At 68.8% G+C, this 25093-nt stretch carries 25 protein-coding genes and 2 pseudogenes; 18 read left to right on the top strand and 9 right to left on the bottom strand.

The window, feature by feature from the left end; genetic code table 11:
- Positions 1–62: 62 nt before the first annotated feature.
- Both PBT88_RS18360 and PBT88_RS18355 read left to right on the top strand, forming a co-directional pair.
- Positions 63–506 carry a DUF2501 domain-containing protein gene (locus tag PBT88_RS18360; protein WP_270076741.1) on the top strand — a complete coding sequence of 148 codons (444 nt, stop codon included), beginning with the start codon at positions 63–65 and terminating at the stop codon, positions 504–506.
- A 138-nt stretch (positions 507–644) separates the two neighbouring features.
- A complete protein-coding gene (locus tag PBT88_RS18355; RefSeq protein ID WP_270076740.1) occupies positions 645–1394 on the top strand; it encodes an SDR family NAD(P)-dependent oxidoreductase in 750 nt (249 codons plus the stop codon).
- A gap of 47 nt (positions 1395–1441) precedes the next feature.
- Here PBT88_RS18355 and PBT88_RS18350 read toward each other — a convergent pair whose 3' ends face one another.
- The gene (locus tag PBT88_RS18350; protein WP_270076739.1) at positions 1442–1888 is read right to left on the bottom strand and encodes a hypothetical protein; all 447 of its coding nucleotides are present in this window, start codon (positions 1886–1888) and stop codon (positions 1442–1444) included.
- A 139-nt stretch (positions 1889–2027) separates the two neighbouring features.
- Between PBT88_RS18350 and PBT88_RS18345 the strand changes: the two genes are divergently transcribed.
- From PBT88_RS18345 to PBT88_RS18295, 11 genes and pseudogenes are all read left to right on the top strand, one after another.
- On the top strand, positions 2028–3890 hold the full coding sequence (locus tag PBT88_RS18345) for an ABC-F family ATP-binding cassette domain-containing protein (protein ID WP_270076738.1): 1863 nt from the start codon (positions 2028–2030) through the stop codon (positions 3888–3890).
- Positions 3891–4076: 186 nt separating this feature from the next.
- Entirely contained in the window at positions 4077–4514 is a 438-nt protein-coding gene (locus PBT88_RS18340; RefSeq protein WP_270076737.1) for a hypothetical protein, read from the top strand.
- A 28-nt stretch (positions 4515–4542) separates the two neighbouring features.
- A pseudogene (locus PBT88_RS18335) lies at positions 4543–5821 on the top strand (DNA-packaging protein).
- A 51-nt stretch (positions 5822–5872) separates the two neighbouring features.
- Positions 5873–6976 (top strand): annotated as a pseudogene (locus tag PBT88_RS18330) (phage portal protein); the annotation flags it as partial.
- Positions 6977–7369: a phage tail protein gene (locus PBT88_RS18325; protein ID WP_270079315.1), complete on the top strand. Its 393-nt coding sequence runs from the start codon at positions 6977–6979 to the stop codon at positions 7367–7369.
- Positions 7366–7716, top strand: coding sequence for a gene transfer agent family protein (locus PBT88_RS18320; RefSeq protein ID WP_270076736.1), 351 nt, complete (start codon positions 7366–7368; stop codon positions 7714–7716). The genes PBT88_RS18325 and PBT88_RS18320 overlap by 4 nt, the downstream gene beginning before the upstream one ends.
- A gap of 35 nt (positions 7717–7751) precedes the next feature.
- Positions 7752–7955, top strand: coding sequence for a phage tail assembly chaperone (locus PBT88_RS18315; RefSeq protein WP_270076735.1), 204 nt, complete (start codon positions 7752–7754; stop codon positions 7953–7955).
- Complete coding sequence (locus PBT88_RS18310) at positions 7948–8610, top strand: tail tape measure protein (RefSeq protein WP_270076734.1); 663 nt, start codon at positions 7948–7950, stop codon at positions 8608–8610. The genes PBT88_RS18315 and PBT88_RS18310 overlap by 8 nt, the downstream gene beginning before the upstream one ends.
- Positions 8526–9905: a phage tail protein gene (locus PBT88_RS18305; RefSeq protein ID WP_270079314.1), complete on the top strand. Its 1380-nt coding sequence runs from the start codon at positions 8526–8528 to the stop codon at positions 9903–9905. Before PBT88_RS18310 ends, PBT88_RS18305 begins: the two co-directional genes overlap by 85 nt.
- A 13-nt stretch (positions 9906–9918) precedes the next feature.
- Positions 9919–10419, top strand: coding sequence for a DUF2793 domain-containing protein (locus tag PBT88_RS18300; RefSeq protein WP_270076733.1), 501 nt, complete (start codon positions 9919–9921; stop codon positions 10417–10419).
- Between the two features lie 197 nt (positions 10420–10616).
- Positions 10617–11714 (top strand): OmpA family protein, encoded by a 1098-nt coding sequence (locus PBT88_RS18295; RefSeq protein ID WP_270076732.1) that lies wholly within the window; start codon positions 10617–10619, stop codon positions 11712–11714.
- 250 nt (positions 11715–11964) lie between these two features.
- On the opposite strand, the gene PBT88_RS18290 is transcribed toward PBT88_RS18295, so the two are convergent.
- Genes PBT88_RS18290 through PBT88_RS18280 form a run of 3 tightly spaced genes read right to left on the bottom strand, consistent with a single transcriptional unit; the run spans position 11965 to position 15005 of the window.
- Positions 11965–12861 (bottom strand): ROK family protein, encoded by an 897-nt coding sequence (locus PBT88_RS18290; RefSeq protein ID WP_270076731.1) that lies wholly within the window; start codon positions 12859–12861, stop codon positions 11965–11967.
- 32 nt (positions 12862–12893) lie between these two features.
- A complete protein-coding gene (locus PBT88_RS18285; protein WP_270076730.1) occupies positions 12894–13922 on the bottom strand; it encodes a LacI family DNA-binding transcriptional regulator in 1029 nt (342 codons plus the stop codon).
- 33 nt (positions 13923–13955) lie between these two features.
- Positions 13956–15005, bottom strand: a complete 1050-nt coding sequence (locus PBT88_RS18280; protein ID WP_270076729.1) for a Gfo/Idh/MocA family oxidoreductase — start codon at positions 15003–15005, stop codon at positions 13956–13958.
- Positions 15006–15348: 343 nt separating this feature from the next.
- Between PBT88_RS18280 and PBT88_RS18275 the strand changes: the two genes are divergently transcribed.
- Positions 15349–16122 carry a GDSL-type esterase/lipase family protein gene (locus PBT88_RS18275; RefSeq protein WP_270076728.1) on the top strand — a complete coding sequence of 258 codons (774 nt, stop codon included), beginning with the start codon at positions 15349–15351 and terminating at the stop codon, positions 16120–16122.
- Positions 16123–16128: 6 nt separating this feature from the next.
- Here the strand turns inward: PBT88_RS18275 and pip are convergent, their stop codons facing one another.
- Positions 16129–17091 carry a prolyl aminopeptidase gene (pip, locus tag PBT88_RS18270; protein ID WP_270076727.1) on the bottom strand — a complete coding sequence of 321 codons (963 nt, stop codon included), beginning with the start codon at positions 17089–17091 and terminating at the stop codon, positions 16129–16131.
- Positions 17092–17188: 97 nt separating this feature from the next.
- Between pip and PBT88_RS18265 the strand changes: the two genes are divergently transcribed.
- Positions 17189–17815 carry a glutathione S-transferase family protein gene (locus PBT88_RS18265; protein WP_270076726.1) on the top strand — a complete coding sequence of 209 codons (627 nt, stop codon included), beginning with the start codon at positions 17189–17191 and terminating at the stop codon, positions 17813–17815.
- Positions 17816–17931: 116 nt separating this feature from the next.
- On the opposite strand, the gene PBT88_RS18260 is transcribed toward PBT88_RS18265, so the two are convergent.
- The 3 genes from PBT88_RS18260 to leuC all read right to left on the bottom strand — a co-directional run bounded on the left by PBT88_RS18260 (position 17932) and on the right by leuC (position 20844).
- Complete coding sequence (locus PBT88_RS18260; RefSeq protein WP_270076725.1) at positions 17932–18675, bottom strand: Bax inhibitor-1/YccA family protein; 744 nt, start codon at positions 18673–18675, stop codon at positions 17932–17934.
- 133 nt (positions 18676–18808) lie between these two features.
- Entirely contained in the window at positions 18809–19408 is a 600-nt protein-coding gene (leuD, locus tag PBT88_RS18255; RefSeq protein ID WP_270076724.1) for a 3-isopropylmalate dehydratase small subunit, read from the bottom strand.
- Entirely contained in the window at positions 19408–20844 is a 1437-nt protein-coding gene (leuC, locus tag PBT88_RS18250) for a 3-isopropylmalate dehydratase large subunit (protein WP_270076723.1), read from the bottom strand. The genes leuD and leuC overlap by 1 nt, the downstream gene beginning before the upstream one ends.
- A 146-nt stretch (positions 20845–20990) precedes the next feature.
- Here leuC and PBT88_RS18245 point away from each other — a divergent pair, with 146 nt between their 5' ends.
- The 3 genes from PBT88_RS18245 to ilvD all read left to right on the top strand — a co-directional run bounded on the left by PBT88_RS18245 (position 20991) and on the right by ilvD (position 23989).
- Positions 20991–21761 carry an enoyl-CoA hydratase-related protein gene (locus PBT88_RS18245; RefSeq protein WP_270076722.1) on the top strand — a complete coding sequence of 257 codons (771 nt, stop codon included), beginning with the start codon at positions 20991–20993 and terminating at the stop codon, positions 21759–21761.
- Positions 21761–22060, top strand: coding sequence for a putative quinol monooxygenase (locus PBT88_RS18240; RefSeq protein ID WP_270076721.1), 300 nt, complete (start codon positions 21761–21763; stop codon positions 22058–22060). Before PBT88_RS18245 ends, PBT88_RS18240 begins: the two co-directional genes overlap by 1 nt.
- 81 nt (positions 22061–22141) lie before the next feature.
- Positions 22142–23989, top strand: a complete 1848-nt coding sequence (gene ilvD / locus PBT88_RS18235; protein WP_270076720.1) for a dihydroxy-acid dehydratase — start codon at positions 22142–22144, stop codon at positions 23987–23989.
- 282 nt (positions 23990–24271) lie between these two features.
- Here the strand turns inward: ilvD and PBT88_RS18230 are convergent, their stop codons facing one another.
- Positions 24272–24835, bottom strand: a complete 564-nt coding sequence (locus PBT88_RS18230; RefSeq protein WP_270076719.1) for a hypothetical protein — start codon at positions 24833–24835, stop codon at positions 24272–24274.
- Positions 24836–25093 lie beyond the last annotated feature (258 nt).

The raw sequence follows: 25093 nt of genomic DNA, 5'->3' as shown, positions 1-25093 counted from the left end.
GCTGGCCTGAAAATCGCTTTAGCACAGAGAGGAAGGCGTCGCGCCTTGGAGGGAGAAAGACCATGACCCATCGCCTGCCGATCCTCGCTATCGCCTTCAGCCTCTGTGTCGGGGCGCCGGCCTCGGCGCAGCTGTCCGGCCTGGGTTCGCTGGGCGGCGGCGCGCTGGGCGGCTCGTTGGGCGGCTCGTTGGGCGGATTGTCGGGCTTGGGCGGGGGCGCCGGCCTGCTGTCGGGCGGCGTGTCCTCGATCGGCGCGGGCAATGCGGCCGGGCTGCTCGGCTATTGCGTGAAGCGCAAGCTGCTCGGCGGCGGCGATGCCGCTTCCGTGCTCGGGCGGCTGACCGGGCAGAAGGGCGTCACCGGCTCGAAGGGTTATGCCGCCGGGCAGGACGGGCAGATCGTCACCCAGAACGGCGCCTTCTCGCTCGATGGCGTCAAGGACAAGGTGAAGGGCAAGGTCTGCAACATGGTGCTCGATCACGCGCAGAGCTTCCTGCCGCACTAGGCGTTTGCGCCGGGTGTGAGTCGACCCTTCGGACGTTTTTCCCGGCGTCGAAGTTTTTATAACGAACGGTATAGAAAGCGTTGGTTGGGCGCCGCGGCGGACGGTCTATCTCCGGGTCTCCTCTTCTGGAGACACGCCATGCCCGAACTGTCGAACCGTATCGCCCTCGTGACCGGCGCCTCGCGCGGGCTCGGGCGTGCCACCGCCCTCCGCCTCGCCGAGGAGGGGGCGCGCGTCATCGTCCATTACAGCGCCAGCCGTGACGCAGCCGACGCCGTCGTCGGGGATATCCGCGCCAAGGGCGGGCAGGCCGAGGCGATCGGCGCCGACCTCGCCGCGCCCGACGGTGCCCACCGCCTCGCCGAAGCCGTCCGCGCGCTGGGCATCGAGCGACTGGACGTGCTGGTCAACAATGCCGGCATCGCCGAGATGGCGCCGATCGCGGAGCAGACGATCGAGTCGTTCGATCGCCATTTCGCGGTCAACGTCCGCGCGCCCTTCTTCCTCGTCCAGCAGCTGTTGCCCATCCTCGGCGAAGGCAGCAGCGTGATCCTGCTGTCCTCGGTCGTCGCGCGGGCCGCGTTCGACGGCAGCGCGATCTATTCGGCGACCAAGGGCGCGGTCGAGGTGCTGACCCGCAATCTCGCCAAGGAGCTCGGGCCGCGCGGCATCCGGGTCAACGCGATCGCGCCGGGCGCGATCGACACCGACATGGCGCAGGTCTTCCTCGGCAGCGAGGAGGGGCGCGCGTTCATCAAGGGCCTCCAGGCGCTCCAGCGCATCGGCCAGCCGGACGACATCGCCGATCCGGTGGTGTTCCTCGCCTCCGATCGCTCGCGCTGGATCGACGGCCGCTCGATCGAGGTCAGCGGCGGCGCCAACCTCTGATCGTGGCAGGCGGGGTGGGATGCGCGATGCGCGTTCCGCCCCGCCGTTCAGGCTGCCAACATCTGTCCATGATCGTCGGCGTCGTCATTCGCCGCGATGTTGGAGGGTTTGGTCCGGCGATCCCTGCGGTTGCGCTGTCGCCTCTGCGGCGCACGACGGTTGCGGCCCTGCATCAGGGGCAGGCGGTGTCGCATCGAAGCCCAGATCAGGCTGGTTCGCCTGAGCGTCGCCATCGTCCCGATCACGAGCAGGGCATCGATGTAGGTCGCCGCATCCACCATCCCGATCAGCGCCATGTCCAGTGGCATGGCAGCGGCGAAGGCCTGCAGGGCGATCAGGCCGATCAGCAGCATGATGATATGCTTCCGCTCGATCCGGCCGAGCAGGCGTATGATTTTCGCCGTCGTCGCCTCGCGACACCATGTTCCGAACGGCGTATCCGGGAATATCGCGCCGATCAGCATGGGCATCGCCAGCAGCATCACGATCGTCATGCACGCCTCCTGTTGATAGAGGCAGAATGGCGCGCTCCCGTGGTTTTGCAAGGATGCGCCTGCCGGTCGCGTAGCGTTCCTGGCCAGCATCCCTTGCAGGCCCCTTTGTGCGTCGCACCAACCCTGCTAACGGCGGCCCATGCTTTCCTACAAGGACATCACCGTTCGCCTCGGCGGACGCGCCATCATCGAGGGCGCCAGCGCGTCGATCCCGCCGGGCGCGCGCGTCGGCTTCATCGGCCGCAACGGCGCCGGCAAGTCGACGCTGATGAAGGCGATCGCCGGGATGCTGGAGGCCGACACCGGATCGGTCGACATGCCGCGCGGCGCCAAGTTCGGCTATCTGCGGCAGGATGCGCCGGGCGGGCCGACCTCCGCCTTCGATACGGTGCTGGAGGCCGATCTCGAACGCGCCGCGCTGATGAGCGAGGCGGAGACCGCGACCGACCCCGATCGGCTCGGCCACATCTACGAGCGGCTCGACCAGATCGACGCCTATACCGCGCCGGCGCGCGCTGGCTCGATCCTCAAGGGCCTCGGCTTCGACGATGCGGCGCAGGCGCGGCCGATGGAGAGCTTTTCGGGCGGCTGGCGGATGCGCGTGGCGCTGGCCTCGCTGCTGTTCACCAACCCCGAGATCCTGCTGCTCGACGAGCCGTCGAACCATCTCGATCTCGAAGCGGTGATGTGGCTGGAAAGCTTCCTGCGCGCCTATCGCGGCACCATCCTGCTGATCAGCCATGAGCGCGATCTGCTCAACAATGTGGCCGATCACATCCTCCATCTCGATCGCGGCCAGACCATCCTCTATGTCGGCGGCTACGATGCCTTCGAGCGCCAGCGCGCCGAGCGGCAGGCGCAGCAGGCGTCCGCGCGCGAGAAGCAGCTCGTCCAGCGCGAGAAGTTGCAGGCCTTCGTCGATCGCTGGAAGGCCAAGGCGTCCAAGGCCAAGCAGGCGCAGAGCCGGGTCAAGGCGCTCGCCCGGATGCAGCCGATCGCGGCGGTGGCGGACGATCCCTCGCTCAGCTTCCAGTTCCCCAACCCGGAAGGGCTGCGGCCGCCGCTGATGACGCTCGATCGCGCCTCGGTCGGCTATGAGGCGGGCAAGCCGATCCTCAAGAATGTCGGGCTGCGGATCGATCCCGACGACCGGGTGGCGCTGCTCGGCCGCAACGGCAACGGCAAGTCGACGCTGGCCAAGCTGATCGCCGGCGAGCTGGCGACGATGGACGGCGCGATGAACACCGCCTCCAAGATGTCGGTCGGCTATTTCACCCAATATCAGGTCGAGGAGCTCGACCCGGACGATACCCCGGTCGACCATATGGGCCGGATGATGAAGGGCGCGACGCCGGGCGCGGTGCGCAACCAGCTCGGCCGCTTCGGCTTCTCGGGCGACAAGGCGGTGACCAAGACCGGCAAGCTGTCGGGCGGCGAGCGCGCGCGCCTGGCGCTGGCGCTGGTGACGCATGACGCGCCGCATTTGCTGATCCTCGACGAGCCGACCAACCATCTCGACGTCGACACCCGCGAGGCGCTGGTCCAGGCGCTGGCCGAATATAGCGGCGCGGTGGTGGTGGTCAGCCATGACCGCCACATGCTGGAGATGGTCGCCGATCGGCTGCTGCTGGTCGCCGATGGTGCCGTCACCGAATATGACGGCACCATCGACGATTATGCCAAGATGATCACGTCGGGCGGCAGCGGCGAGGCCAAGGCGGAGGGCAGCGGCACCCGCAAGGAGGATCGCAAGGCGGCGGCCGAGCGCCGCGAGGCGACCGCCGGCATCCGCAAGAAGGTGAAGGAGGCCGAGGCCGAGATTGCCCGGCTCGCCAAGATCATGGCCGAGATCGACGAGGCGCTGGCCGGCAAGCCGACCCCCGCGCTCAAGCTGATGACGATGGGCCAGCTGATGAAGCGCCGCGGCGACGTCGAGAAGTTGCAGGGCGCGATCGAGATCGAGTGGATGGAAGCCAGCCAGGCGCTGGAAGGCGCGGAGTAAGGTCATTCCTCCCCAAGCAAGCTTGGGAAGGAATGGAAAGTAACCATATACGCACTTTATCCTTGACATCGTGACGCTCATCTGGCACATAAGGGGAAGCTGAGAAATTGCGTCGGGCGATCGACGCTTCAAGGGCCGGGCGGTGGCGACACCGTGCCGGCCCTTCGCATGTCTGGAGGGGGTGGAATGGCGGCGATCCGCAAATCGCGCAGGCTGTCGGCGCGCTGGAGCAAGGTGCGCGAACAGGCTTTCCTCGAACATCTCGCGCTGAGCAGCAACGTGGCGGCGTCCGAGCGGGTGGCGAAGCTGACGCCCGGCACCGCCTATCGCCAGCGCCGCGCCTCGCCCGATTTCGCGCGGGCCTGGGATGTCGCCCTGCGCGAGGGCTATGGCCGGCTGGAGGAGGCGATGCTCGATCGCGCGATCAACGGCATCCCCGTCACCATCACGATGAAGGACGGGACGAAGAAGGATACGGTGGAGTTTCCCGAGCGCACCCAGATGCTGCTCTACAACGCCCACCGCGCCACCGTGCTGGGGCCGGCGGCGAATGGCGAGAGCGCCCGCGAACGACTGGCGCGCCGGATCGCCGAGGTCAGTCGGAAGCTCGGTCATGACGGCTGAGCGGCTGACCGCGCAGGCGCTCGCCGCGATGCCCGAGCGCGATCGCGAAAAGATCTTGCGGAAGGTCGGCGAAGGGGAGGCCGAAGAGCTGTGCGCGGACTGGCCCTTCTGGGCGCGGGACGGGCAGCTGCCGCCGCCGGGCGACTGGCGGCTGTGGCTGATGATGGCGGGGCGCGGCTTCGGCAAGACGCGGGCCGGCGCGGAATGGGTGCGCGGCATCGCCGAGACGGACGGCAAGGCGCGGATCGCGCTGGTCGGCGCGACGATGGCGGAGGCGCGGGCGGTGATGGTGGAGGGGGAGAGCGGGCTGCTCGCGATCGCCCCGCCGGACCAGCGCCCGCTGTGGGAGCCGTCGCTGCGCCGGCTGCGCTGGGCGTCGGGTGCGGTGGCGACGCTCCATTCGGCCGCCGAGCCCGAGTCGCTGCGCGGGCCGCAGTTCAGCCATGGCTGGTGCGACGAGATCGCGAAATGGCCGTTCGGGGTGGCGGCGTGGGACAATCTGGCGATGGCGATGCGGCTCGGCGATCATCCCCGCGTGCTGGCGACGACGACGCCGCGCCCGGTGCCGCTGGTCCGCGCGCTGGTCGCCCGCCCCGGCGTGACGATCACGCGCGGCCGGACGATCGACAACAAGGCCTATCTCGCCGGCGATTTCCTCGCCGCGATGGAAGAGACCTACGCCGGCACCCGGCTTGGCCGGCAGGAGCTGGACGGCGAATTGATCGAGGAGGCGGAAGGCGCCCTGTGGTCGCGCGACCTGCTCGAGCGTTGCCGGGTGCGGGCGGCGCCGGACCTGGTCCGTATCGTCATCGGGGTCGATCCGCCGGCCGGGGCCGGGGCGGCATCGGATGCCTGCGGGATCGTCGTCGCCGGGCTCGATGCCAATGGGCATGGCCATGTCATCGAGGATGCCAGCGTGCAGGGGCTTTCGCCCGAGGGCTGGGCCGGCGCGGTCGCGGCGGCGGCGGCCCGGCATGGCGCGGATCGGGTGATCGCCGAGGCCAATAATGGCGGCGCGATGGTGGAGAGCGTGCTGCGCGCCGCCGATGCCGGGCTGCCGGTACGCCTGGTCCATGCATCGCGCGGCAAGGTGGCGCGCGCCGAGCCGGTGGCGGTGCTCTAACGAGCGCGGCCGGGTCCATCATGCCGGCGCCTTCCCGGCGCTCGAGGACGAGCTGGCCGGGCTGACCGTCGACGGTCGCTATGTCGGCCCCGGCCGCTCGCCCGATCGCGCCGACGCGGCGGTCTGGGCGCTGACCGCGTTGCTGCTCGCGGGCGGCGGCCGGCCGGGGCTGCGGATGCTGTGACAATGACATCCTCCCCAAGCGAGCTTGGGGAGGATTTAACAGGAGATCCTCATGCGCTTGTTTTCCTGGAAGGCGGCCCGCCCGGCGGCGCGGCCGACGCTGACGCGCGCCTTCGCCACGCCCGGCGTATCCGGCGGCGAATGGCCGAGCGGCTATGAGGCGCAGCTGCGTGCCGCCTATCTCGGCAATGCGGTGGCGCAGCGCGCCGTCCGCATCGTCGCCGAGGGGGCGGGCAGCATCACCGTCGATGCGACCCCGGACGGGCATCCGGCATCCGCGCTGGTGATAGGCGCGCTGGTGACGGGCGCGCTGATCGAGACGATCGCCACCCAGCTGCTGCTCCATGGCAATGCCTTCGTCCAGATCATGGCCGATGCCGATGGCGTGCCGGCGATGCTGTATCCGCTGCGGCCCGAGCGCGTCACCGTCGAGGCCGATGCGAGCGGCTGGCCGGTCGCCTATCTCTATCGCGCCGCCGGCCAGGCGATGCGGCTGCCGGCGATCGGCGCGGACGGGCGGCCGGGGCTGGTCCATATCCGCGCGCCCCATCCGCTCGACGACCATTATGGCCTGGGCTCGCTCGGCGCCGCCTCCGGGCCGGTGGCGATCCACAACGCCGCGACGCGCTGGAACAAGGCGCTGCTCGACAATGCGGCGCGGCCTTCGGGCGCGCTCGTCTACGATCCGGGCGAGCCGGGCGCGACGCTCTCGCGCGAGCAGTTCGATCGGGTGAAGGCCGAGATGGAGGCGAGCTTTGCAGGCGCGGGCAATGCCGGGCGGCCGATGCTGCTGGAAGGCGGGCTCAAATGGCAGGCGCTGAGCCTGACGCCTGCCGACATGGACTTCATCAACCTGAAGGCCGCCGCCGCGCGCGAGATCGCGCTCGCCTTCGGGGTGCCGTCGATGCTGCTCGGCCTGCCCGGCGACAACAGCTATGCCAATTATGCGGAGGCCAATCGCGCGCTGTGGCGGCTGACCATATTGCCGCTGGCCGGCAAGATCGTCGACGCGCTGCGTACCGGGCTGGCGGCGTGGTGGCCGGCGCTCGGCCTCGCGATCGACCTCGACAGGATCCCGGCGCTGGCGATCGACCGCCAGGCGCTGTGGGCGCAGGTCGCCGATGCCGATTTCCTTTCCGACGACGAGAAGCGCCAGATGCTCGGCTTCCTGCTCAAGGTCGGCGACGGCAGCGCCACGCCGGTCTATGCGACGGTGGCCGGCTTGCGCACCACCATGCTCTCGATCGCCGGCGAACAGGTGGCGATTACCAACAAGGATAGCGGCGGCTGGCGCGAGCTGCTGTCCGGCGCCGGCACGCGCAGCGTCTCGGTGGCGGGCAGCGGCGTGTTCACCGGATCGGCGGCGGAGGCGCGGCTGAAGGCCAATGCGCTGGCCGGCACCCTCGACGATTACCGGCTGAGCTTCGCCAGCGGCGAGACGATGCAGGGCCGCTTCCTCCTCACCAAGCTCGATTATTCCGGCGATTTCAACGGCGAGCGCGCCTATACGCTGGCGCTGGAATCCTCCGGCCAGGTGGTGTCGCTGTGAGCGGCGCGGCCGATCCGGCGGCGAACCTGGCGCCCGGTGTGGTCCCCAATCCGGCGCGGGGCGAAACTGCGCTGACCCTCGGCGGGCAGGTGTTGACCGTCCGCCCCAGCTTCCAGGCGCTGGTCGCCGCCGAGCAGCAGGTCGGCCCGCTGTTCGCGCTGGTCGAGCAGGCGGCGGCGGGCAAGCTGACCCTCGCCGACACGATCACGCTGGTCTTCCACTGCCTCGTCGGCCGGCCCGATACGCTGACCAGCGAGGGCTTCGGCGAGCAGGTGGTCGACGCCGGTATCGCGGTGCTGACCCCGGTGCTCCGCACTCTGCTCGGCCAGATCGTCAAGGGCCTGTGATGCGGCGGGCGGCGCCCCCGTTCGTCCCGGACGGAGTGGAGACATTTTCGGGGCGCGCCGTCCGCCTCGCCGGCATTGCGGGGGCGCTGGCCGGCTGGCGGCCCGACGACTTCTGGCGCGCCACCCCGGCCGAACTCGAAACGGTGCTGACCGCGCTGGCCGGCCCGGTGGCCGAGATCGCGCCGCCGCCCGCCGCCGCGACCATCGCCGCGCTCAAGGAGCAATTCCCCGATGGATGAGACAATCGAGACGCTGATGATCGGCGTCCGCGCCGACACCCAGGCCTTCGCGCAGGATACGGCGGCGATGCAGGCATCGCTCCAGACCGCGCTCGGCACCGGTGCCGATCAGGCCGCGACACTGATCGAGAACGGGCTCGCCCGCGCGGTGCGTTCCGGCAAGCTCGGCTTCGCCGATCTGGAGAAGACCGCGCTGGCGGTGCTGTCCGGGATCGCCGCGCAGGCGGTGAAGGGCGGCCTCGCCGCGCTGTTCGGTGGCGGCGGCGGATCGGGTGGGAGCGGTGGCGGTCTGCTGTCGCTGGGCAGCGGGTTGCTCTCCTCGCTGCTCGGTGCGCCCGGCCGTGCGACCGGCGGCCCGGTGTCGCCGGGGCGGCCCTACCTGGTCGGCGAGCGCGGGCCGGAATGGTTCGTGCCGGCCGCCGCCGGCAGCATCGCCGCCGGCGCTGCCGCCGCGCCGTCGCGCGACGTGCGCGTCGCGATCAGCATCAACGCGCCGGCCGGCACCGAACCGCGATCGCTCGCCCAATCGAGCCGGCAGGTGGCGCGCGCCGTCCGGTCGACGCCGACGCGCTGGGCACCGCCGTCGCCGGCCAGGATGCGCCGGCGCGGATCGCCATCGAGCGCCAGGCGGCCGGCACGCTCAACGCGGCGCTGACGATCAGCTATTATGATCCGGCGCTCGATTATCAGCTGGGATCGCAGAGCGCGCGCCGCGACGTCTCGGCGCGACGGGCCGGCACGATCGCGCTGCCGGCGATGATCGACGCGGCGACCGCGCGGGGGATCGTCGAGGCGCGGCTGGCGCGCGAATGGGCGGGGCGGACGATCGCGCAGATCGCCGTGCCGTGGCGGCATCTCGATCTGGCGGCGGGTGCGCTGGTCACGCTGCCGGGGCACAGCGGGCGCTGGCGGATCACCGAGCGCCGCTTCGAGGCGATGCGGCTGACCCTCACCGCCCAGCGGCTCGCCGGGGGCGGCGGCGTCCTGCCGCCGGCCAGCGCCGGGTCGGGGCTGCCGCAGGCGGACGTGCCGCTCGGGCCGACCAGCCTCGCACTGCTCGACCTGCCGTCGCTGGGTGACGATCTGGCGGCTGCTCCCACGCTGCTGATCGCCGCCGCCGGGGTGTCGGCGGGCTGGCGCCGGGCGGCGCTGAGCCTCAGCCTCGATGACGGCGCCAGCTGGCAGCCGATCGGGCAGACCGCGCGGCCGGCGATCATCGGCCAGGCCGCGACGGTGCTCGGCCCCGGTAGCACGCGGCTGCGCGACGGCGTGAACAGCGTCGATATCCTGCTGCTGAACGACGGCATGGCGCTGGCCGGGAGCGACGCCACCGCCGGATCCGCGACCGCCAACCTCGCGCTGATCGGCGACGAGCTGGTCCAGTTCGCGACCGCCGAGCAGGTCGCCCCCCGGATCTTCCGGCTCGGCGGCCTGCTGCGGGGGCGCCGGGGCAGCGAATGGGCGACGGTGGGCCATGCAATCGGCGATCGCTTCGTGCTGATCGATGCCGACAGCCTGCTCGGCTGGCCCCTCCCGGTCTCGGCGATCGGGCGCAGCATCCGCGTTGCGGCCACCGGCGCGGGAGACCCGGCCGCGGCCGAAGCGACGATCATGTTCCAGGCCCGCGCGCTGCGCCCGCCGGCGCCGATCGGCCTGTCGGTGACGGCGAGGGCGGACGGCGCGCTCGATGTCGGCTGGACCCGCCGGAGCCGGCTGGGCTGGGACTGGCTGGACGCGATCGACGCGCCGCTTGCCGAGGAAAGCGAACGCTACCAGCTGGTCGCGAGCCGGGCCGATGGCCAGCCCCAGACCCTCGTCGCGACCATGCCGGCGCTGACCATCGAGGCCGCCACCCTCGCGGCGATCGGCGGCGACGGGCCGGTGTCGGTGGCGATCGCCCAGATCGGCACGACCGCCGCGTCGCTGCCGCCCGCCATCTTCACCGCCTGACCGGGAGCCCGACATGTCCGACGCCACCGCCCGCTTTGCCCTGCCGTTGCTCGCCGCCGGGCAGGCGCAGAAGGAATTGTTCCACAACGAGGCGCTCGCCCGTGCCGACCTGCTGCTCCAGCCGACGGTGGAGGCGGTGGCGCTGAACGATCCGCCGCCCGCGCCGATCGTCGGGCAATGCTGGATCGTCGGCGCCGCGCCGAGCGGCGCGTGGGCCGGGCAGCCACAGGCGCTCGCCGGATGGACGGAAGGCGGCTGGCGCTTCGTGGCGCCGCGCGACGGCATGGCGATCTGGTCGGTTGCCGATCGCCTCCTTGCATGCTTTGATGGCACCGCATGGCGGATCGGCGACATCGCCGCCGGCCGGCTGACCGTGGCCGGCGTGCAAGTGGTCGGAAGGCAACAGTCGGCGATCCCCGATCCGGCCGGCGGAACGGTGGCGGACAGCGCGGCGCGCGATGCGATATCCGCCGTGCTCGCGGCCCTTCGCAGCCACGGCCTGATCGCGGATTGAAGTTTTTTTGCAGCACGGCGAAACCGATTGCCCGGTGGCGTGTTGAGCAGCCGCTTGCCGGGGAGGAAACACAACAAGCAACCGCGGGTTTGTGGCAATCTGGCAACAGTGTGGGAATATGCGCGCTTGCGCGGATATTCCGCTTTGGTTAGGCTTTTATCCGTTCCCAGACGGGAATTGATTGAAAGGGGATTATTATGCGGAAGCTCGCCGTAGTTATGGCGCTTGCCTCCACCGCATTGGCCGGTGCGGCCGCCCATGCGAAGGATAAGGCGTGGTACGTAGGCGTTGAAGGCGGCGCGATGCTCGTCGAGGATTCGACCTACAAGCTGAGCGATGCCAACAGCGTCAAGGTTAACCAGCATTATGGCTACGATGTCGATGGCATCGTCGGTTATGATTTCGGTCCGATCCGGATCGAAGGTGAAGCTGGTTACAAGCGTTCGGAAGTGGATAACTTCACGACGAACACCCAGAGCGCCAACGGCAAGTATCTGGGTAACACCAGCGCTCTCAGCTTCATGGTCAACGCACTGCTCGACTTCGGTGACGAAAAGGGCATCAGCGGTTACGTCGGCGGTGGTGCCGGTGTCGCTCGCGTGAAGGCCAGCGATTGGCGCGGTGGCGCCAACGATGCGGCATTCCTCGACGACAGCGATACCCGCTTCGCGTGGCAGGCGATCGCCGGCGTTCGCGCTCCGATCACCGATCGGATCGACGTTGGTATCAAGTATCGTTTCTTCAACGTTCGCAACATCAAGATGGTCGGTCTCGATCCGGACAGCGGTTCGGCAGCGAATTACGACGGCAAGTTCCGGTCGCACAGCATCCTGGGCAGCCTGATCTTCAACTTCGGCGAACCGGCTGCACCGCCGCCGCCGCCGCCGCCGCCGCCGCCGCCTCCCCCGCCGCCGCCGCCTCCCCCGCCGCCGCCGCCGCCGCCGGTCAACCCGGGTCCGTTCATCGTGTTCTTCGACTGGAACAAGTCGGATATCACGCCGGAAGCCGCGTCGATCCTCGACAACGCCGCCGCTGCCTATGCGCAGACCGGTTCGGCTTCGGTGATGCTCGCGGGCTACACCGACACCTCGGGTACGCCGAAGTACAACATGGGTCTTTCGCAGCGTCGTGCGGACTCCGTGAAGTCCTACCTCGCAGGCAAGGGCGTGCCGGATGCGGCACTCACCACCCAGGCCTTCGGCGAGACGCACCTCCTGGTGCAGACCGCAGACGGTGTGCGCGAGCCGCAGAACCGCCGCGTGGAGATCACCTTCGGTCCGGGTTCGGGCCAGTAAGGTTCTCGATGCGGGATCCCTTCGGGGATTTCGGAAAAGAGGGGAGTCGGCTTCGGCCGGCTCCCTTTTTTTGTCCTGGCCTGAACGACCATCGAGCCTAACCGGGGCGGGGGCGGGGGAAGATCATCGCCGGTCGGCCGGGCGCGATGCACCACTGCCTGGCGCGCGTCAGGCGGCGCTCGCGGGCCGGATGGCCGGTTCGTGGCGAAGCCGCACCCCGGGCCGGGGGGAGGCGTGTCGGGCGACGCTGTTAGAGCGCGTCCAGTCCCAGCGCGATGGCGCCCATCGGGCCGGCCTGATCGCCCAGTGCCGGCGGCACGATGAAGGCGTCGATCTGGGCGGCGATGCGATCGGCCTCGGCATAGCCGGCGAGGCTCTCGATCAGCGCGGCGCGGATCAGCGGGATCAGCTGGGGCTGCTTGGTGGCGACGCCGCCGCCGATCAGGATGCGCTGCGGCACCGCGGTCAGCACCAGATTATGGCACATGCCGCCGAGCGCATGGGCGACCAGCCCCCACACCGGATCGTCCGCACCGATGGTCTCGCCGCGCTGCCCGGTTCGCTGCTCCACCGCGAAGCCGGATGCCAGCCCTTCGACGCAGCCGCCGTGATAGATGCACGCGCCCGGCCAGCTGTCGCCCGGCGCGCGCGCGATGCGCAGATGGCCGACCTCGGCATGGCCCAGCCCCCGCACCGGCTGGCCGGACGAGATGACGCCGACGCCGACACCGGTGCCGACGGTGACGTAGCAGAAGCTCTCCAGCCCCTGGGCACCGCCCCATCGCCCTTCGGCGAGCGCCGCGCCCGAGACGTCGGTATCGAAGCCGGTCGGCACGGCGAAGCGTGCGATCAGCCGCTGCGCGACATCGACATGGCGCCAGCCGGGCTTGGGGGTGGCGGTGATCGCGCCATAAGTGGGGGACGCCCGATCGACATCGACGGGGCCGAAGCTCGCCAGGCCGAGCGCGGCGAAGCGATGCTCCTGCGCCCAGCGATCGAGGATCGCCTCGATCGCGGGCAGCGTCTCGCCGGGCGTCGTCGTCGGCACCCGCGCCTCGGCGCGGATGTCGCCCGGCCCGGTCGCCAGCACGCAGACGCATTTGGTGCCGCCCAGTTCCACGCCGGCCACGAGCGGGGCGTCGGTCATCATCGTCTCCTGTGGGTCATGGTCTGCGGCCGTCAGGCGCGGGCCGGGCCGGTCGATCCCCGCACGACGAGCTGGAACGGCATCGTCTGGTGCGGCGGGGCTTCCTGATGCTCGATCAGCGCGAGCAGCGCGCCGGTCGCGTCATGGGCCATTTCCCGGATCGGCTGGTGGACCGTGGTCAGGCGCGGCCAGACCACCGAGGCGATGTTGCTGTCATCGAATCCCACCACCGAAAGCGCGCCCGGCACGGACACGCCGGCCTCATAGGCGGCATTGAGCACGCCGGCCGCCATGTCGTCGTTGCTCGCGAAGATCGCGGTCGGGCGATCGGCGAGCGCGAGCAGCGCCTTGCCCGCCGCATAGCCGGAGGCGAAGGTGTAGGCGCCCTGCGCCTCCAGCACGGGATCGGCCGTCAGGCCATGGGCCTTGAGGCCGGCCCGATAGCCTTCCAGCCGGGCGGTCGCCGAGGCGTGGCTGGGATCGCCCCGCACGATGCCGATCCGCCTGTGGCCGAGGCCGACGAGGTGATCGATCACCGCCTGCGTCGCCGCGCGATCGTCCATCGCGACATCGGGAGCATGGCTGCCGTCGGTGGTCGGCGCGATCCGCGCATAGGGCAGGCCGCAGGCTTCCAGTTCCGCCACCGTCGCGGCATCGTCGCAGAGCGGCGGGGCGAGCACGATCCCGTCGAGCCCGGACGCGCGCGCGATCGCCTGCATCTTGCCGGACGCCGCGCCGACATCGGCGAACGGCAGCACCAGCAGGCGGTAGCGCTCGCCCTTCAGCCGCTCCAGCGCGCCGGTCTGGAGATCGACGACATAGTTGGGACTGGGATTCTCATAAGCGAGGCCGATCAGGAAGGATCGGCGGCCGGCGAGGCTGCGGGCGGCGACATTGGGGTGATAATCGAGGTCCAGCGCCGCCTTCACCACCCGATCACGGGTCAGCGGGCGGACATTGGGCTCATCGTTGAAGACGCGCGACACCGTCTTGATCGAGACACCGGCAGCGTCGGCGACGTCGGTGATCGTGGCATGTCGTGTCGCCGGCTTCCTGGTCAAAGCGTATCCCCACTCCTGCTCCCGTGGCCGCAGTTAGACGCGTCCCACGCTATCATGCAAGCGGGGCGGCGGCAGCGGCGCGCCGGCATGGGCGGCGGCGATCAGGGCGACGATGTTGCGGGCCTCGACCGGATCGACCGGGGGCGGACTGCCCGTCCGGATCGCCGCCGCCATCAGCCGGTAGAAGGCGTAAGGGTCGCCTGCCGAAACCGGAGCGGGCAGGCGTTCGCCATCGGCCGTGGCGGTGAAGGCCGGGATATCCGGCAGGCTGGCGACGAACCCCGGCTCGGAAGGCCGGCGGCCGGCGCGCAGCGCCGCCTCGAGCGGATCGAGGCCCTCGGTCCACCAGCTTCCCGCGACGCCGTGCAGCGCCATGTGCGGCCGCGTCGCCGCGACCAGCGTGGCCGCGGACAGGATCGCGCGGCGCTCGCCATATTGCAGGCTCAGCTCGAAATAATCGTCAGCACCCGCGCCCTCGCGCTGGGTCGCGATGTCGGCGGTCATCCGGTCGGGCCAACCGAACAGGGTGACGGCCTGATCGATCAGATGCGCGCCGAGATCCCAGAATAATCCCGCGCCGGGGCGCGGCGTGTTGCGCCAGACCTGGGCGGCCTCGGGCCGGAAGCGATCCCAGCGCGCCTCATAGAGGGCAGGAAGTCCGCCCGCCGCGATCCGTGCCCGTGCGGCCAGGAAATCCCCGTCCCAGCGCCGGTTATGATAGACCGAGAGCACCCGCCCGGTTTCGGCGGCGAGGTCGATCAGCCGATCGCAGGTGTCGACGTCCGGGGTCATCGGCTTGTCGATCACGACATGCCGGCCGGCCCGCAGCGCGGCCTCGGCATGGGCGAAATGGAGGTCGTTGGGCGTCACCACCACCACCAGCTCCACCGCGTCGATCGCCAGCAGCGCCTCGATGTCGCTGACCACCGCCGGCGCGTCCCGCCGCTCGGCCGCTTCGGCGCGTGACGTCATCACGGCGGCGATGCGATAATCGGGCAGCGCCTCGATGATGGGGGCGTGGAGCACGGCACCGGCCAGGCCATAGCCGACCAGCCCGACCCCGATGGGGGAGGATGTTGTCATGGCCACAGTTGGACGGAGCGCCCCCGGCCGGTCAAGCCTCAGTGCCGCGGCGGCGACGCGATCGGCTCGAACATCCGCGCCATCTCGCCGACGCAGACATGTCGCCGACGCAGAGGCGCGGGCCGATCGGCGCGGCCTTCCGATCGGCGAAGCCGCCCCGCCGGGATGCCCTTGGGCGGCCGCTCCGCAGAGGGCTGCGACAGGTCTTGCCGTCGATGGTGAAGAGGATGCTGCCCCTGCCTTTTTCGGGTGGGCTGGCGGCCGTGCGTGCGGCGCAGGCTTCCGCGATTGCCAAGGGCACGGGCTTCGCGCATCTGTCCCGCAACCACTAGGAGAAATGCCCATGAACTTCCGCGCGGGTGTCGCCACCCTCATGTTTGCGCTCGCGATCCCGGCATTGGCGCATGCCGAACCCAGCCAGGCCCAGAAGGACCAGTGGGCCCGCGAGAATGACGAGCGGCTGCACAATGACTGGCCGTGGCTCGGCAAGTACAAGGCCGCGAACGCGGCGCTGCCGGCGCGATCGAAGGAGCCGCGGATCGTCTTCATGGGCGATTCGATCACCGAGAACTGGCACAGCATGGTGCCCGAATTCTTTGCTGCCGGCCGTGTCGGCCGCGGGATCAGCGGGCAGACGACGCCGCAGATCCTGCTGCGTTTCCGGCAGGACGTGCTCGATCTCCACCCCGCCGTCGTGCAGATCCTCGCCGGCACCAACGATATCGCCGGCAATACCGGCCCGATGACGATGGAGGAAACGCAGGCCAACATCCGATCGATGATGGAACTCGCCCACGCCCATGGCGTGCGGGTGATCATCGCCTCGGTGCCGCCCGCCGCCCGCCTGCCGTGGGCACCCGGCCTCGCCGTCACCGACAAGATCGAGGCGCTCAACGCCTGGCTGAAGACCTACGCCGCCGAGACCGGCTCGGTCTATGCCGACTATTGGTCGGCGTTGCAGGACGGCCATGGCGGCTTCCACGCCGGATGGGCGCTGGACGGCGTCCATCCCAACAAGATCGGCTATGCGGTGATGGCGCCGATCGCGCAGAAGGCGATCGCCGCCGCCCTCGCCCGGCCGGCCCCGGCGGCGATCTCGATCGTCGATATGCCCTGAGCGGGGTCAGCCGAGCCGATCGGCATGGGCGTCGGTGGCGCGCAATAGCCGATCGAGAATGCCCGGCTCGCTATAGGCATGGCCCGCGTCGGGGATCAGGTGGAACTCCGCCTCGGGCCATGCGCGATGCAGATCCCAGGCGCTGCGAACCGGGGTGGCGGTGTCGTAGCGGCCCTGGACGATGGTGCCGGGGATATCGCGCAGCCGGCCGGCATCGCGCAGCAGCTGGCCTTCCTCCATCCACCCCTTGTGGGTGAAATAATGATTCTCGATCCGGGCGAAGGCGAGCGCGAAATGATCCTCGCCGAAGCTGCCGCTGGTCGCCGGATCGGCGAGCAACGTGATCGTGCCGCCCTCCCATTTGCTCCACGCGCGCGCGCAGGCGATCTGCTCGGCCTTGTCGTCGCCGGTCAGGCGCCGCCGATAGGCCTCGACCAGATCGCCATGCTCGGCCTCGGGGATCGGCGCGAGGAACTCCTCCCACTTGTCCGGGAACAGCCAGGCGGCACCGCCCTCATAATACCAGTCGACCTCCGCCTGTCGCAGCAGGAAGATGCCGCGCAGGATCAGGCCGGAGACGCGCTCGGCATGGGTTTCGGCGTAAGCGAGCGCCAGCGTCGACCCCCAGCTGCCACCGAAGACCAGCCATTGCTCGTGCCCGCACATCGCCCGCAGCCGCTCGATATCGGCGACGAGGTGCCAGGTGGTGTTGGCCTCCAGCTCGGCATGGGGGCGGGATCGCCCGCAGCCGCGCTGATCGAACAGTAGCACGTCGTAGCGATCGGGATCGAACAATTGGCGATGCGCCGGGCTGCATCCACCGCCGGGGCCGCCATGCAGGAACACGGCGGGAATGCCGCCGCGCTTGCCCGATCGCTCCCAATAGACCTGATGGCCGTCGCCGACGTCGAGCAGGCCCGAGTCATAGGGTTCGAGGGCGGGGTAGGGCTGGCGGAGGATGTCTGTCATGCTACCGGACATCGCAGAGCGCGCGCGCTTCGCCAAGCCCGGCTTGTGGACCCGGCCGATGCGGGCCTAGCATCTTGCCAGATCAGGGAGAACGACGATGGACGGCGATCTTGTTTTCTACACCAACCCGAAGTCGCGGGCGCGGCTGGTCCGCTGGATGCTGGAGGAGATTGGCCGTCCCTATCGCACCGAAATTCTCGATTATGGCACGACCATGAAGGCCCCCGCCTATCTGGCGATCAATCCGATGGGAAAAGTGCCGGCGATCAGCCACGATGGCCAAATCGTCACCGAATGCGCGGCGATCTGCGCCTATCTGGCCGATGCCTTCCCCGATGCCGGGCTGGCCCCGCCGCCTGCCGATCGGGCGGATTATTATCGCTGGCTGTTCTTCGTCGCGGGCCCGTTCGATGGGGCGATCACCGACAAGGCGCTGGGCAGAAGCATTCCGGCCGAACGGGCCGCGATGGTCGGCTATTCCAGCCTCGATGCGGTGCTGGGCGCGATCGAAGGCGCGCTGGCCGGGCAGGAATATATCGCCGCCGATTATTTCACGGCGGCGGATTGCTATGTCGGCGCCTGCCTGTCCTTCTATATGCGCTTCGGCATGGTGGAGCGGCGGCCGGCATTCGTCGGCTATGTGGACCGGCTGGAGGCCCGCCCTGCCTATCTGCGGTCGCTCGCGCTTGACGGCCCGATGCCCGCGCCCAAACCGGCTGCCTGAACGCGCGCCCTTGCCGGAGTCCCCTTATGCTTGCTCGGCGATGGTGCGGAGCGGGTGCAAGAAAAAGGCCCGGCGGATCGCTCCGCCGGGCCTTCGTCATGTTTGGGGAAAGCGGATCAGTTGCGCTGGTTGCCCATAAAGCGCAGCAGGAACAGGAACATGTTCACGAAATCGAGATACAGCTGCAACGCGCCCATCACGGCCGACTTGCCGTAGAAGGACGTGCCGCGCACCGCATAATAGGTGCTCTTGATCCGCTGCGTATCGAACGCGGTGAGGCCCGCGAACAGCAGCACGCCGACGAACGAGATGATCAGGTCCATGCCCTGGCTATGCACGAACATGTTGATCAGCGAGGCGGCGATCAGGCCGAACAGCGCCATCGTCAGGAAGGTGCCGAACGGCGCCAGATCGCGCTTGGTGGTATAGCCATAGAGGCTGAGGCCGCCGAAGCCGATCGCCGTCGCGAAGAAGGTCTGGGCGATCGATCCGCCGGTGTAGCGCAGGAAGATCGTGGAGAGCGACAGGCCCATCGCCACCGTCAGCACCCAGTAGAGCGCCTTGATGGTGCTTTCCTGCATCCGCTGCATCCCGAAGCTCATCGCCATGACGAGGCCGAGCGGGGCGAACATCACCACCATGCCGAGCAGGTTCGGGCGGCCGAACGGATCGAACAGCACGCCCATATAGGGGCTGTTCGCGAACAGCATCGCGACGATGCCGGTCAGCAGCACGCCCGACGCCATATAATTGTAGACCGACAGCATGTAGGACCGCAGCCCCGCATCGAAGGCGGCGTCGCGCGCGCCAGTTGCGGCGCGGGGCACCGCTGTCGTCCGGGGATCAGACCAATTGGCCATCTGAAAAGCTCCTTATCGCCGACGAAGGGCGTCGGCCGTTGCAATATCGGGCGTTACCCCGTTCCATTCAAGCGAAACCGATACGATAGCGGCGCTGAACGGGAGATTGCCACGGCCGAGCCGGTGCGACCGATCAGGCGGCCCGGGCGGCGCCCTCCACCCACGGCGTCTCGCGATGCGCCTTGGCCTCGTGCGCGGCGATGGCATCGTCCAGTTGCAGCGTGATGCCGATCTCGTCGAGGCCCTTGAGCAGGCAATCCTTGCGGAACGGATCGATCTCGAACCGGAAGCGATCCTGATAGGGGGTCGTCACCGTCTGGCTCTCGAGGTCGATCGCGATCGGCAGCTCCTTCGCCACCTCGAGCAGCCGATCGACCTGCTCCTGCGGCAGCACCACCGTCAGGATGCCGTTCTTGAAGGCGTTGCCCGAGTGGATGTCGGAGAAGCCCGGCGCGATCACCGCGCGGATGCCCATGTCCGCCATCGCCCAGGCGGCATGTTCGCGGCTGGAGCCGCAGCCATAATTGTCGCCGGCGATCAGGATCGGCGCGCCAGCATAGGCCGGATCGTCGAACACGTTGCCGGGCTCGGCCCGGATCGTCTCGAACGCGCCCTTGCCGAGGCCTTCGCGCGTCACCGTCTTCAGCCAGTGGGCCGGGATGATGATGTCGGTGTCGATATTGGGGCGGCCGAGCGGGTAGGCCTTGCCCTCGATGGTGTCGATGGCGCGCATCAGGCGATCTCCCTCACGTCAGTCAGCTTCCCGGTCACCGCCGCCGCCGCCGCCATCGCCGGCGAGAGCAGGTGGGTGCGCGATCCCGGCCCCTGCCGCCCGACGAAATTGCGGTTGGAGGTGGAGGCGCAGCGTTCGCCGGCCGGCACCTTGTCCGGGTTCATCGCCAGGCACATCGAGCAGCCCGGCTCGCGCCATTCGAAGCCGGCCTCGATGAAGATGCGATCAAGGCCTTCGGCCTCCGCCTGGCGCTTGACCAGGCCGGAGCCGGGCACGACCAGCGCCTGCTTCACATTGCCGGCGATGTGGCGGCCCTTGGCGATGGCGGCGGCGGCGCGCAGATCCTCGATGCGGCTGTTGGTGCAACTGCCGATGAAGATGCGATCGACGCTGACGTCCTGCATCCGCTGGCCGGCGGTGAGGCCCATATAGGCGAGCGACTTCTCGGCCGCGGCGCGGCGCGCCGGATCGGTGAGTGCGGCGGGATCGGGGACGATGCCGGTGATCGGCACCACGTCGTCGGGGCTGGTGCCCCATGTCACCAGCGGCACGATCGTCGCGGCGTCGATGGTGACGACCTTGTCGTAGGTCGCGCCGGGATCGGTGACGAGGCTGCGCCACCAGGCGACCGCCTTGTCCCAATCGGCGCGCTTGGGCGCGCGCGGCTTGCCCTTGAGATAGGCGAAGGTGGTGTCGTCGGGTGCGACCAGCCCGGCGCGCGCGCCCGCCTCGATCGACATGTTGCAGACGGTCAGCCGTCCCTCGATCGACATTTCGCGGAACACCGAGCCGGTATATTCGGCGACATAGCCGGCACCGCCCGCCGCCGTCAGCTTGGCGACGATCGCCAGCGCGACGTCCTTGGGCGTCACGCCGGGGCCGAGCGGACCATCGACGCGCACTTCGAGCGACTTGGAGCGCTTGAGCAGCAAGGTCTGGCTGGCCAGCACATGCTCGACCTCCGACGTGCCGATGCCGAAGGCGAGCGCGCCCAGCGCGCCATGGCTGGCGGTGTGGCTGTCGCCGCAGACCACGGTGGTGCCCGGCAAAGTGAAGCCCTGCTCGGGGCCGACGACATGGACGATGCCCTGCTCGGCGGCGAGATCCTCGATATATTCGACGCCGAACGCCGTGGTGTTGCGCACCAGCGCGGCCAGCTGCTCGGCGGACTGCGGATCCTCGACCGGCAGGCGCTGGCCGGCCGCATCGACGCGCGCCGTCGTCTGGATGTTGTGATCGGCTACCGCGAGCGTGAGATCGGGGCGGCGGACCTTGCGGCCCGCGGCGCGCAGCCCGTCGAACGCCTGCGGGCTGGTCACCTCATGGACGAGGTGGCGATCGATATAGAGGAGCGCGGTGCCATCGTCGCGCTGCTGGACGACATGCGCGTCCCAGATCTTTTGGTAGAGCGTGCGGGGGGAGGAGTCGGTGGTCATGATGGCGCCGCCTCTAGCGCGATCGTCGCGCCTTGTCGCGCTTTGTGTCCTTTACGGCGCGCAAGCGGGAATATTCGTGCGCCGATCCCGCTTTCCCCCTCTGCCGGAAAGGTCTATTGCTTTCCGTAAACGTCAAGGAGCGGAGCATGGGTGAGGGTATCGAACGGCGCGAAGCCGATGGCGTGATCGAGCTGCGGCTGGACCGCCCCGACAAGAAGAATGCGCTGACCGGCGCCATGTACCGGACGCTGACCGAGGGGCTCGCCGAAGCCTCGTCCCGCGCGGACATCGCGGCGGTGTTGATCGCCGGCAATGGCGACGCCTTCTGTGCGGGCAACGACATCGCCAATTTCCTGAGCGGTCCTGATCGCGGCACCGAGGCGTTCGGCTTCATCAAGGCGATCGCGCTGTTCGACAAGCCGATCGTGGCGGCGGTGCAGGGCCTCGCCGTGGGCGTCGGCACGACGATGCTGTTCCATTGCGATCTGGTCTATGCGGCGCCCGACGCGCGCTTCGTGATGCCGTTCGTCAATCTCGGCATTGTTCCGGAGGCGGGCAGCAGCCTGCTCGCACCGGCGACGCTCGGCTATGCCAAGGCGGCGGCGATGCTGCTGCTCGGCGAGCCGATGGGGGCGGACGCCGCCGACAAGGCCGGCCTCGTCACCGCGATCGTGCCGGCCGATCAGCTGCTGGCCCACGCCCGCGCCAAGGCGGCGGCGCTCGGCACCAAGCCACCGCAGGCGCTCGCCGCGACGCGCCGGCTGATCAAGGGCGATCCTGCCGCGCTGGTCGCGCGGATCGAGGAAGAGGGGCGGCTGTTTCGCGAGACCATGCTATCGGCCGAAGCGAAGGAGGCCTTCACCGCCTTCCTCGAAAAACGCGCGCCCGTCTTTCAGCGCAAGCCGGAGAATGCCTGATGCCGATCAAGGTCGTCGCCCTGATTTCCGTGAAGCCCGGCAGCGAGGCTGGGTTCGAGTCCGCCGCCGCAGCGGTGGCGGCCGAGGCCCGGCAGGAGCCGGGCAACCATCATTATAATGTCTGGCGCGAGGCGTCGGGCGACCGTCGCTACGTGTTCGACGAACTCTACGCAGATCAGGCGGCCGTCGACGCGCATATGGCGTCCGATCACTTCCGCGCGTTCGCCAAGGCGATCGGCGATCTGCTCACCGCGCCGCCGCTGATCGTGCCGGCCCCGGAGGCGGTGGACGTCGCCTGACGTAATCTTATGTCCGGTTTTGATTGACAATCGGATGGTATGTTGCGCAAAGGCGGCCCTCATTTCGTTGAGGACCGCCTGATGCCCGCCTATCGTTCGCGTACCACCACCCACGGCCGCAACATGGCGGGCGCGCGCGGCCTGTGGCGCGCGACGGGGATGAAGGACAGCGATTTCGGCAAGCCGATCATCGCGGTGGTCAACAGCTTCACCCAGTTCGTGCCGGGCCATGTCCACCTCAAGGATCTGGGGCAACTGGTCGCACGCGAGATCGAGGCGGCGGGCGGCGTCGCCAAGGAGTTCAACACCATCGCGGTCGATGACGGCATCGCCATGGGGCATGGCGGGATGCTCTATTCGCTGCCGAGCCGCGAGCTGATCGCCGACTCGGTCGAATATATGGTCAACGCCCACTGCGCCGATGCGATGGTGTGCATCTCCAACTGCGACAAGATCACGCCGGGGATGCTGATGGCGGCGCTGCGCCTCAACGTCCCCGCGGTGTTCGTCTCGGGCGGGCCGATGGAGGCCGGCAAGGTCGTCATGAAGGGCAAGGAAGTCGCGCTCGATCTGGTCGACGCGATGGTCGTCGCGGCGGACGAGAGCTATTCGGACGAGGAGGTCGCCGAAGTCGAGCGCGCCGCCTGCCCGACCTGCGGCAGCTGCTCGGGCATGTTCACCGCCAATTCGATGAACTGCCTCACCGAGGCGCTGGGGCTTTCGTTGCCCGGCAACGGATCGACGCTGGCGACGCACGCCGATCGCGAGAAGCTGTTCCGCGAGGCCGGGCACCTGATCGTCGACGTCGCCAAGCGCTGGTACGAGCAGGACGACGTGACCGCGACGCCGCGCGGCATCGCCACCTTCGCCGCCTTCGAGAACGCCATGAGCCTCGACATCGCGATGGGCGGATCGACCAACACCGTGCTCCACCTGCTCGCCGCCGCGCAGGAGGCCGGCGTGGACTTCACGATGGCGGATATCGATCGCCTCAGCCGCCGCGTCCCCTGCCTGTGCAAGGTCGCGCCGGCCAAGCAGGATGTCCATATGGAGGACGTCCATCGCGCCGGCGGGATCATGTCGATCCTCGGCGAGCTGGAGCGCGGCGGGCTGATCGACGCCTCGCAGCCGACCGTCCATGCGCCGACGCTCGGCCATGCGCTCGATCGCTGGGACATCGGCCGCACCAACAGCGAGGAGGTCCGCAATTTCTTCAAGGCGGCGCCGGGCGGCGTGCCGACGCAGACCGCGTTCAGCCAGTCCGCGCGGTGGGACGAGCTGGATACCGATCGCAAGGACGGCGTGATCCGCTCGACCGAGCATCCCTTCTCGAAGGATGGCGGGCTGGCGGTGCTGTTCGGCAATCTCGCGCCCGAAGGCTGCATCGTGAAGACCGCGGGCGTGGATGACAGCATCCTCACCTTCCGCGGCACCGCGCGCGTCTATGAGAGCCAGGATGCCTCGGTGGTCGGGATCCTCGGCAACGAGGTCAAGGCCGGCGACGTCGTCGTGATCCGCTATGAGGGGCCGAAGGGCGGGCCGGGCATGCAGGAGATGCTGTATCCGACCAGCTATCTGAAATCGAAGGGCCTCGGCAAAGCCTGCGCGCTGATCACCGACGGGCGCTTCTCGGGCGGCACCTCGGGCCTGTCGATCGGCCATGTCTCGCCGGAAGCGGCGGAAGGCGGGCTGATCGCGCTGGTGAAGACGGGCGACCCGATCCTGATCGACATCCCCAACCGCGCGATCCGCCTCGACCTCGACGATGCCGTGATCGCCGAGCGCCATGCCGAGATGGTGGCCAAGGGCGCGAAAGCATGGAAGCCGTTCGGCCGCAAGCGCGAGGTCTCGCCAGCACTGCGCGCCTATGCGGCGATGACCACCAATGCGGCGCGCGGCGCGGTGCGGGATGTGAGCCAGGTCGAGTAAGGGGGGCGAAGAGCTGCGTATGGCGGCAAGCGCCCCAAGAAACGCCCCTTCGCCCTATCTCGTCACCCCGGACGTGATCCGGGGTCCAACTCCTTGGATTTCGGCTGGACACGCAAAAAGTGGGATCCCGGATCAAGTCCGGGATGACGTAGAATGAAAAGACTGCTTCCGCCCCAAACGCTGCCGTCGCGTGAAGCCCTCTCCCGCTTTCGCGGGAGAGGGTTGGGTGAGGGTCTTCTTCTGGTGGATTTGGGACGGTCCGGTTTCGGGCAAGGTCGTTGTTTAGCTGCCATCCGCGATCAACGGGGATGATGCGGGAAGCCCGTACCTCGCGGCGGCGGTTCGGATGATCTGGTATCCCGAGGAAGTGAGTTGAAGATCAGTGGAGAGCGGCACCGCGCCTGACGGGAGGATTGGGATCGGCTGCGCGGTTGGCCATCGGTGATATACCGCAGCCTTAAGCTCTAACCAAAAGCGTTTTGCGGCCGCCGGGTGATGTCCCGAGTAGCAGATGATCCAACTTCTACCTTTGTGTCCGCCGTCGTCAGCCGCTGCGATGAAGTCGTCATCATTCTTGCCGCTCCAAACGCCAGCGTAGAGCGTCTTACGCGCGGGCGATGGATGGTCTTCTGCTTGCCTTGCAAACTCACGCCACTGTTGGCTAACGTCGTCGACGTGGAACCCCTGCTTCGGGGCCACCCGTTTCAATATCTCAATGAGATCGGATTGATCGTCGCGGCTTGGGGTCGGCACTTCAATTGCCGCAATTGGTGATTGGTCATTGGAAGCCGCGCTTGTCGAGCACGCAGAAAGCGCAAGGAGCGGAAAAATGAACAAACGTCGCATATGGCGATGATCGCATTGCCTCGCCGTTGTCCGCAAGTGGGGCGGTATCTGCCGGGCGGCCGTCAGCGGTCAGTCGCTCCGACGCGCCCTCGGCATAAACCGGATGAACAATATCAACCCGGTGATTACCCAGCACCCCGTCGCCAGATGATCGTATGAGCCAAAGAACCGCCAATCGAAGTAGCTGTTCGCACTCAACAAGAGCAACCCAACCACATAGACGCCAGCGATAACTCGCTGCGCCACCGTCGGTGATCC

The sequence above is a fragment of the Sphingomonas abietis genome, from assembly GCF_027625475.1.
Taxonomy (GTDB): Bacteria; Pseudomonadota; Alphaproteobacteria; order Sphingomonadales; family Sphingomonadaceae; genus Solisphingomonas; species Solisphingomonas abietis.
Note: the sequence above shows the minus strand (reverse complement) of the source record. Positions and strands in the feature narration are given on the sequence as shown.

Coding starts and splice junctions, on each gene's coding strand:
- PBT88_RS18280 (WP_270076729.1), bottom strand. CDS start 15,005: ATGACAACATCCTCCCCCATCGGGGTCGGGCTGGTCGGCTATGGCCTG.
- PBT88_RS18345 (WP_270076738.1), top strand. CDS start 2,028: ATGCTTTCCTACAAGGACATCACCGTTCGCCTCGGCGGACGCGCCATC.
- ilvD (WP_270076720.1), top strand. CDS start 22,142: ATGCCCGCCTATCGTTCGCGTACCACCACCCACGGCCGCAACATGGCG.
- PBT88_RS18290 (WP_270076731.1), bottom strand. CDS start 12,861: ATGACCGACGCCCCGCTCGTGGCCGGCGTGGAACTGGGCGGCACCAAA.
- PBT88_RS18275 (WP_270076728.1), top strand. CDS start 15,349: ATGAACTTCCGCGCGGGTGTCGCCACCCTCATGTTTGCGCTCGCGATC.
- PBT88_RS18360 (WP_270076741.1), top strand. CDS start 63: ATGACCCATCGCCTGCCGATCCTCGCTATCGCCTTCAGCCTCTGTGTC.
- PBT88_RS18260 (WP_270076725.1), bottom strand. CDS start 18,675: ATGGCCAATTGGTCTGATCCCCGGACGACAGCGGTGCCCCGCGCCGCA.
- PBT88_RS18350 (WP_270076739.1), bottom strand. CDS start 1,888: ATGACGATCGTGATGCTGCTGGCGATGCCCATGCTGATCGGCGCGATA.
- PBT88_RS18325 (WP_270079315.1), top strand. CDS start 6,977: ATGCTCGGCTTCCTGCTCAAGGTCGGCGACGGCAGCGCCACGCCGGTC.
- pip (WP_270076727.1), bottom strand. CDS start 17,091: ATGACAGACATCCTCCGCCAGCCCTACCCCGCCCTCGAACCCTATGAC.
- PBT88_RS18300 (WP_270076733.1), top strand. CDS start 9,919: ATGTCCGACGCCACCGCCCGCTTTGCCCTGCCGTTGCTCGCCGCCGGG.
- PBT88_RS18245 (WP_270076722.1), top strand. CDS start 20,991: ATGGGTGAGGGTATCGAACGGCGCGAAGCCGATGGCGTGATCGAGCTG.
- PBT88_RS18265 (WP_270076726.1), top strand. CDS start 17,189: ATGGACGGCGATCTTGTTTTCTACACCAACCCGAAGTCGCGGGCGCGG.
- PBT88_RS18355 (WP_270076740.1), top strand. CDS start 645: ATGCCCGAACTGTCGAACCGTATCGCCCTCGTGACCGGCGCCTCGCGC.
- PBT88_RS18230 (WP_270076719.1), bottom strand. CDS start 24,835: ATGCGACGTTTGTTCATTTTTCCGCTCCTTGCGCTTTCTGCGTGCTCG.
- PBT88_RS18340 (WP_270076737.1), top strand. CDS start 4,077: ATGGCGGCGATCCGCAAATCGCGCAGGCTGTCGGCGCGCTGGAGCAAG.
- PBT88_RS18240 (WP_270076721.1), top strand. CDS start 21,761: ATGCCGATCAAGGTCGTCGCCCTGATTTCCGTGAAGCCCGGCAGCGAG.
- PBT88_RS18295 (WP_270076732.1), top strand. CDS start 10,617: ATGCGGAAGCTCGCCGTAGTTATGGCGCTTGCCTCCACCGCATTGGCC.
- leuC (WP_270076723.1), bottom strand. CDS start 20,844: ATGACCACCGACTCCTCCCCCCGCACGCTCTACCAAAAGATCTGGGAC.
- PBT88_RS18310 (WP_270076734.1), top strand. CDS start 7,948: ATGGATGAGACAATCGAGACGCTGATGATCGGCGTCCGCGCCGACACC.
- leuD (WP_270076724.1), bottom strand. CDS start 19,408: ATGCGCGCCATCGACACCATCGAGGGCAAGGCCTACCCGCTCGGCCGC.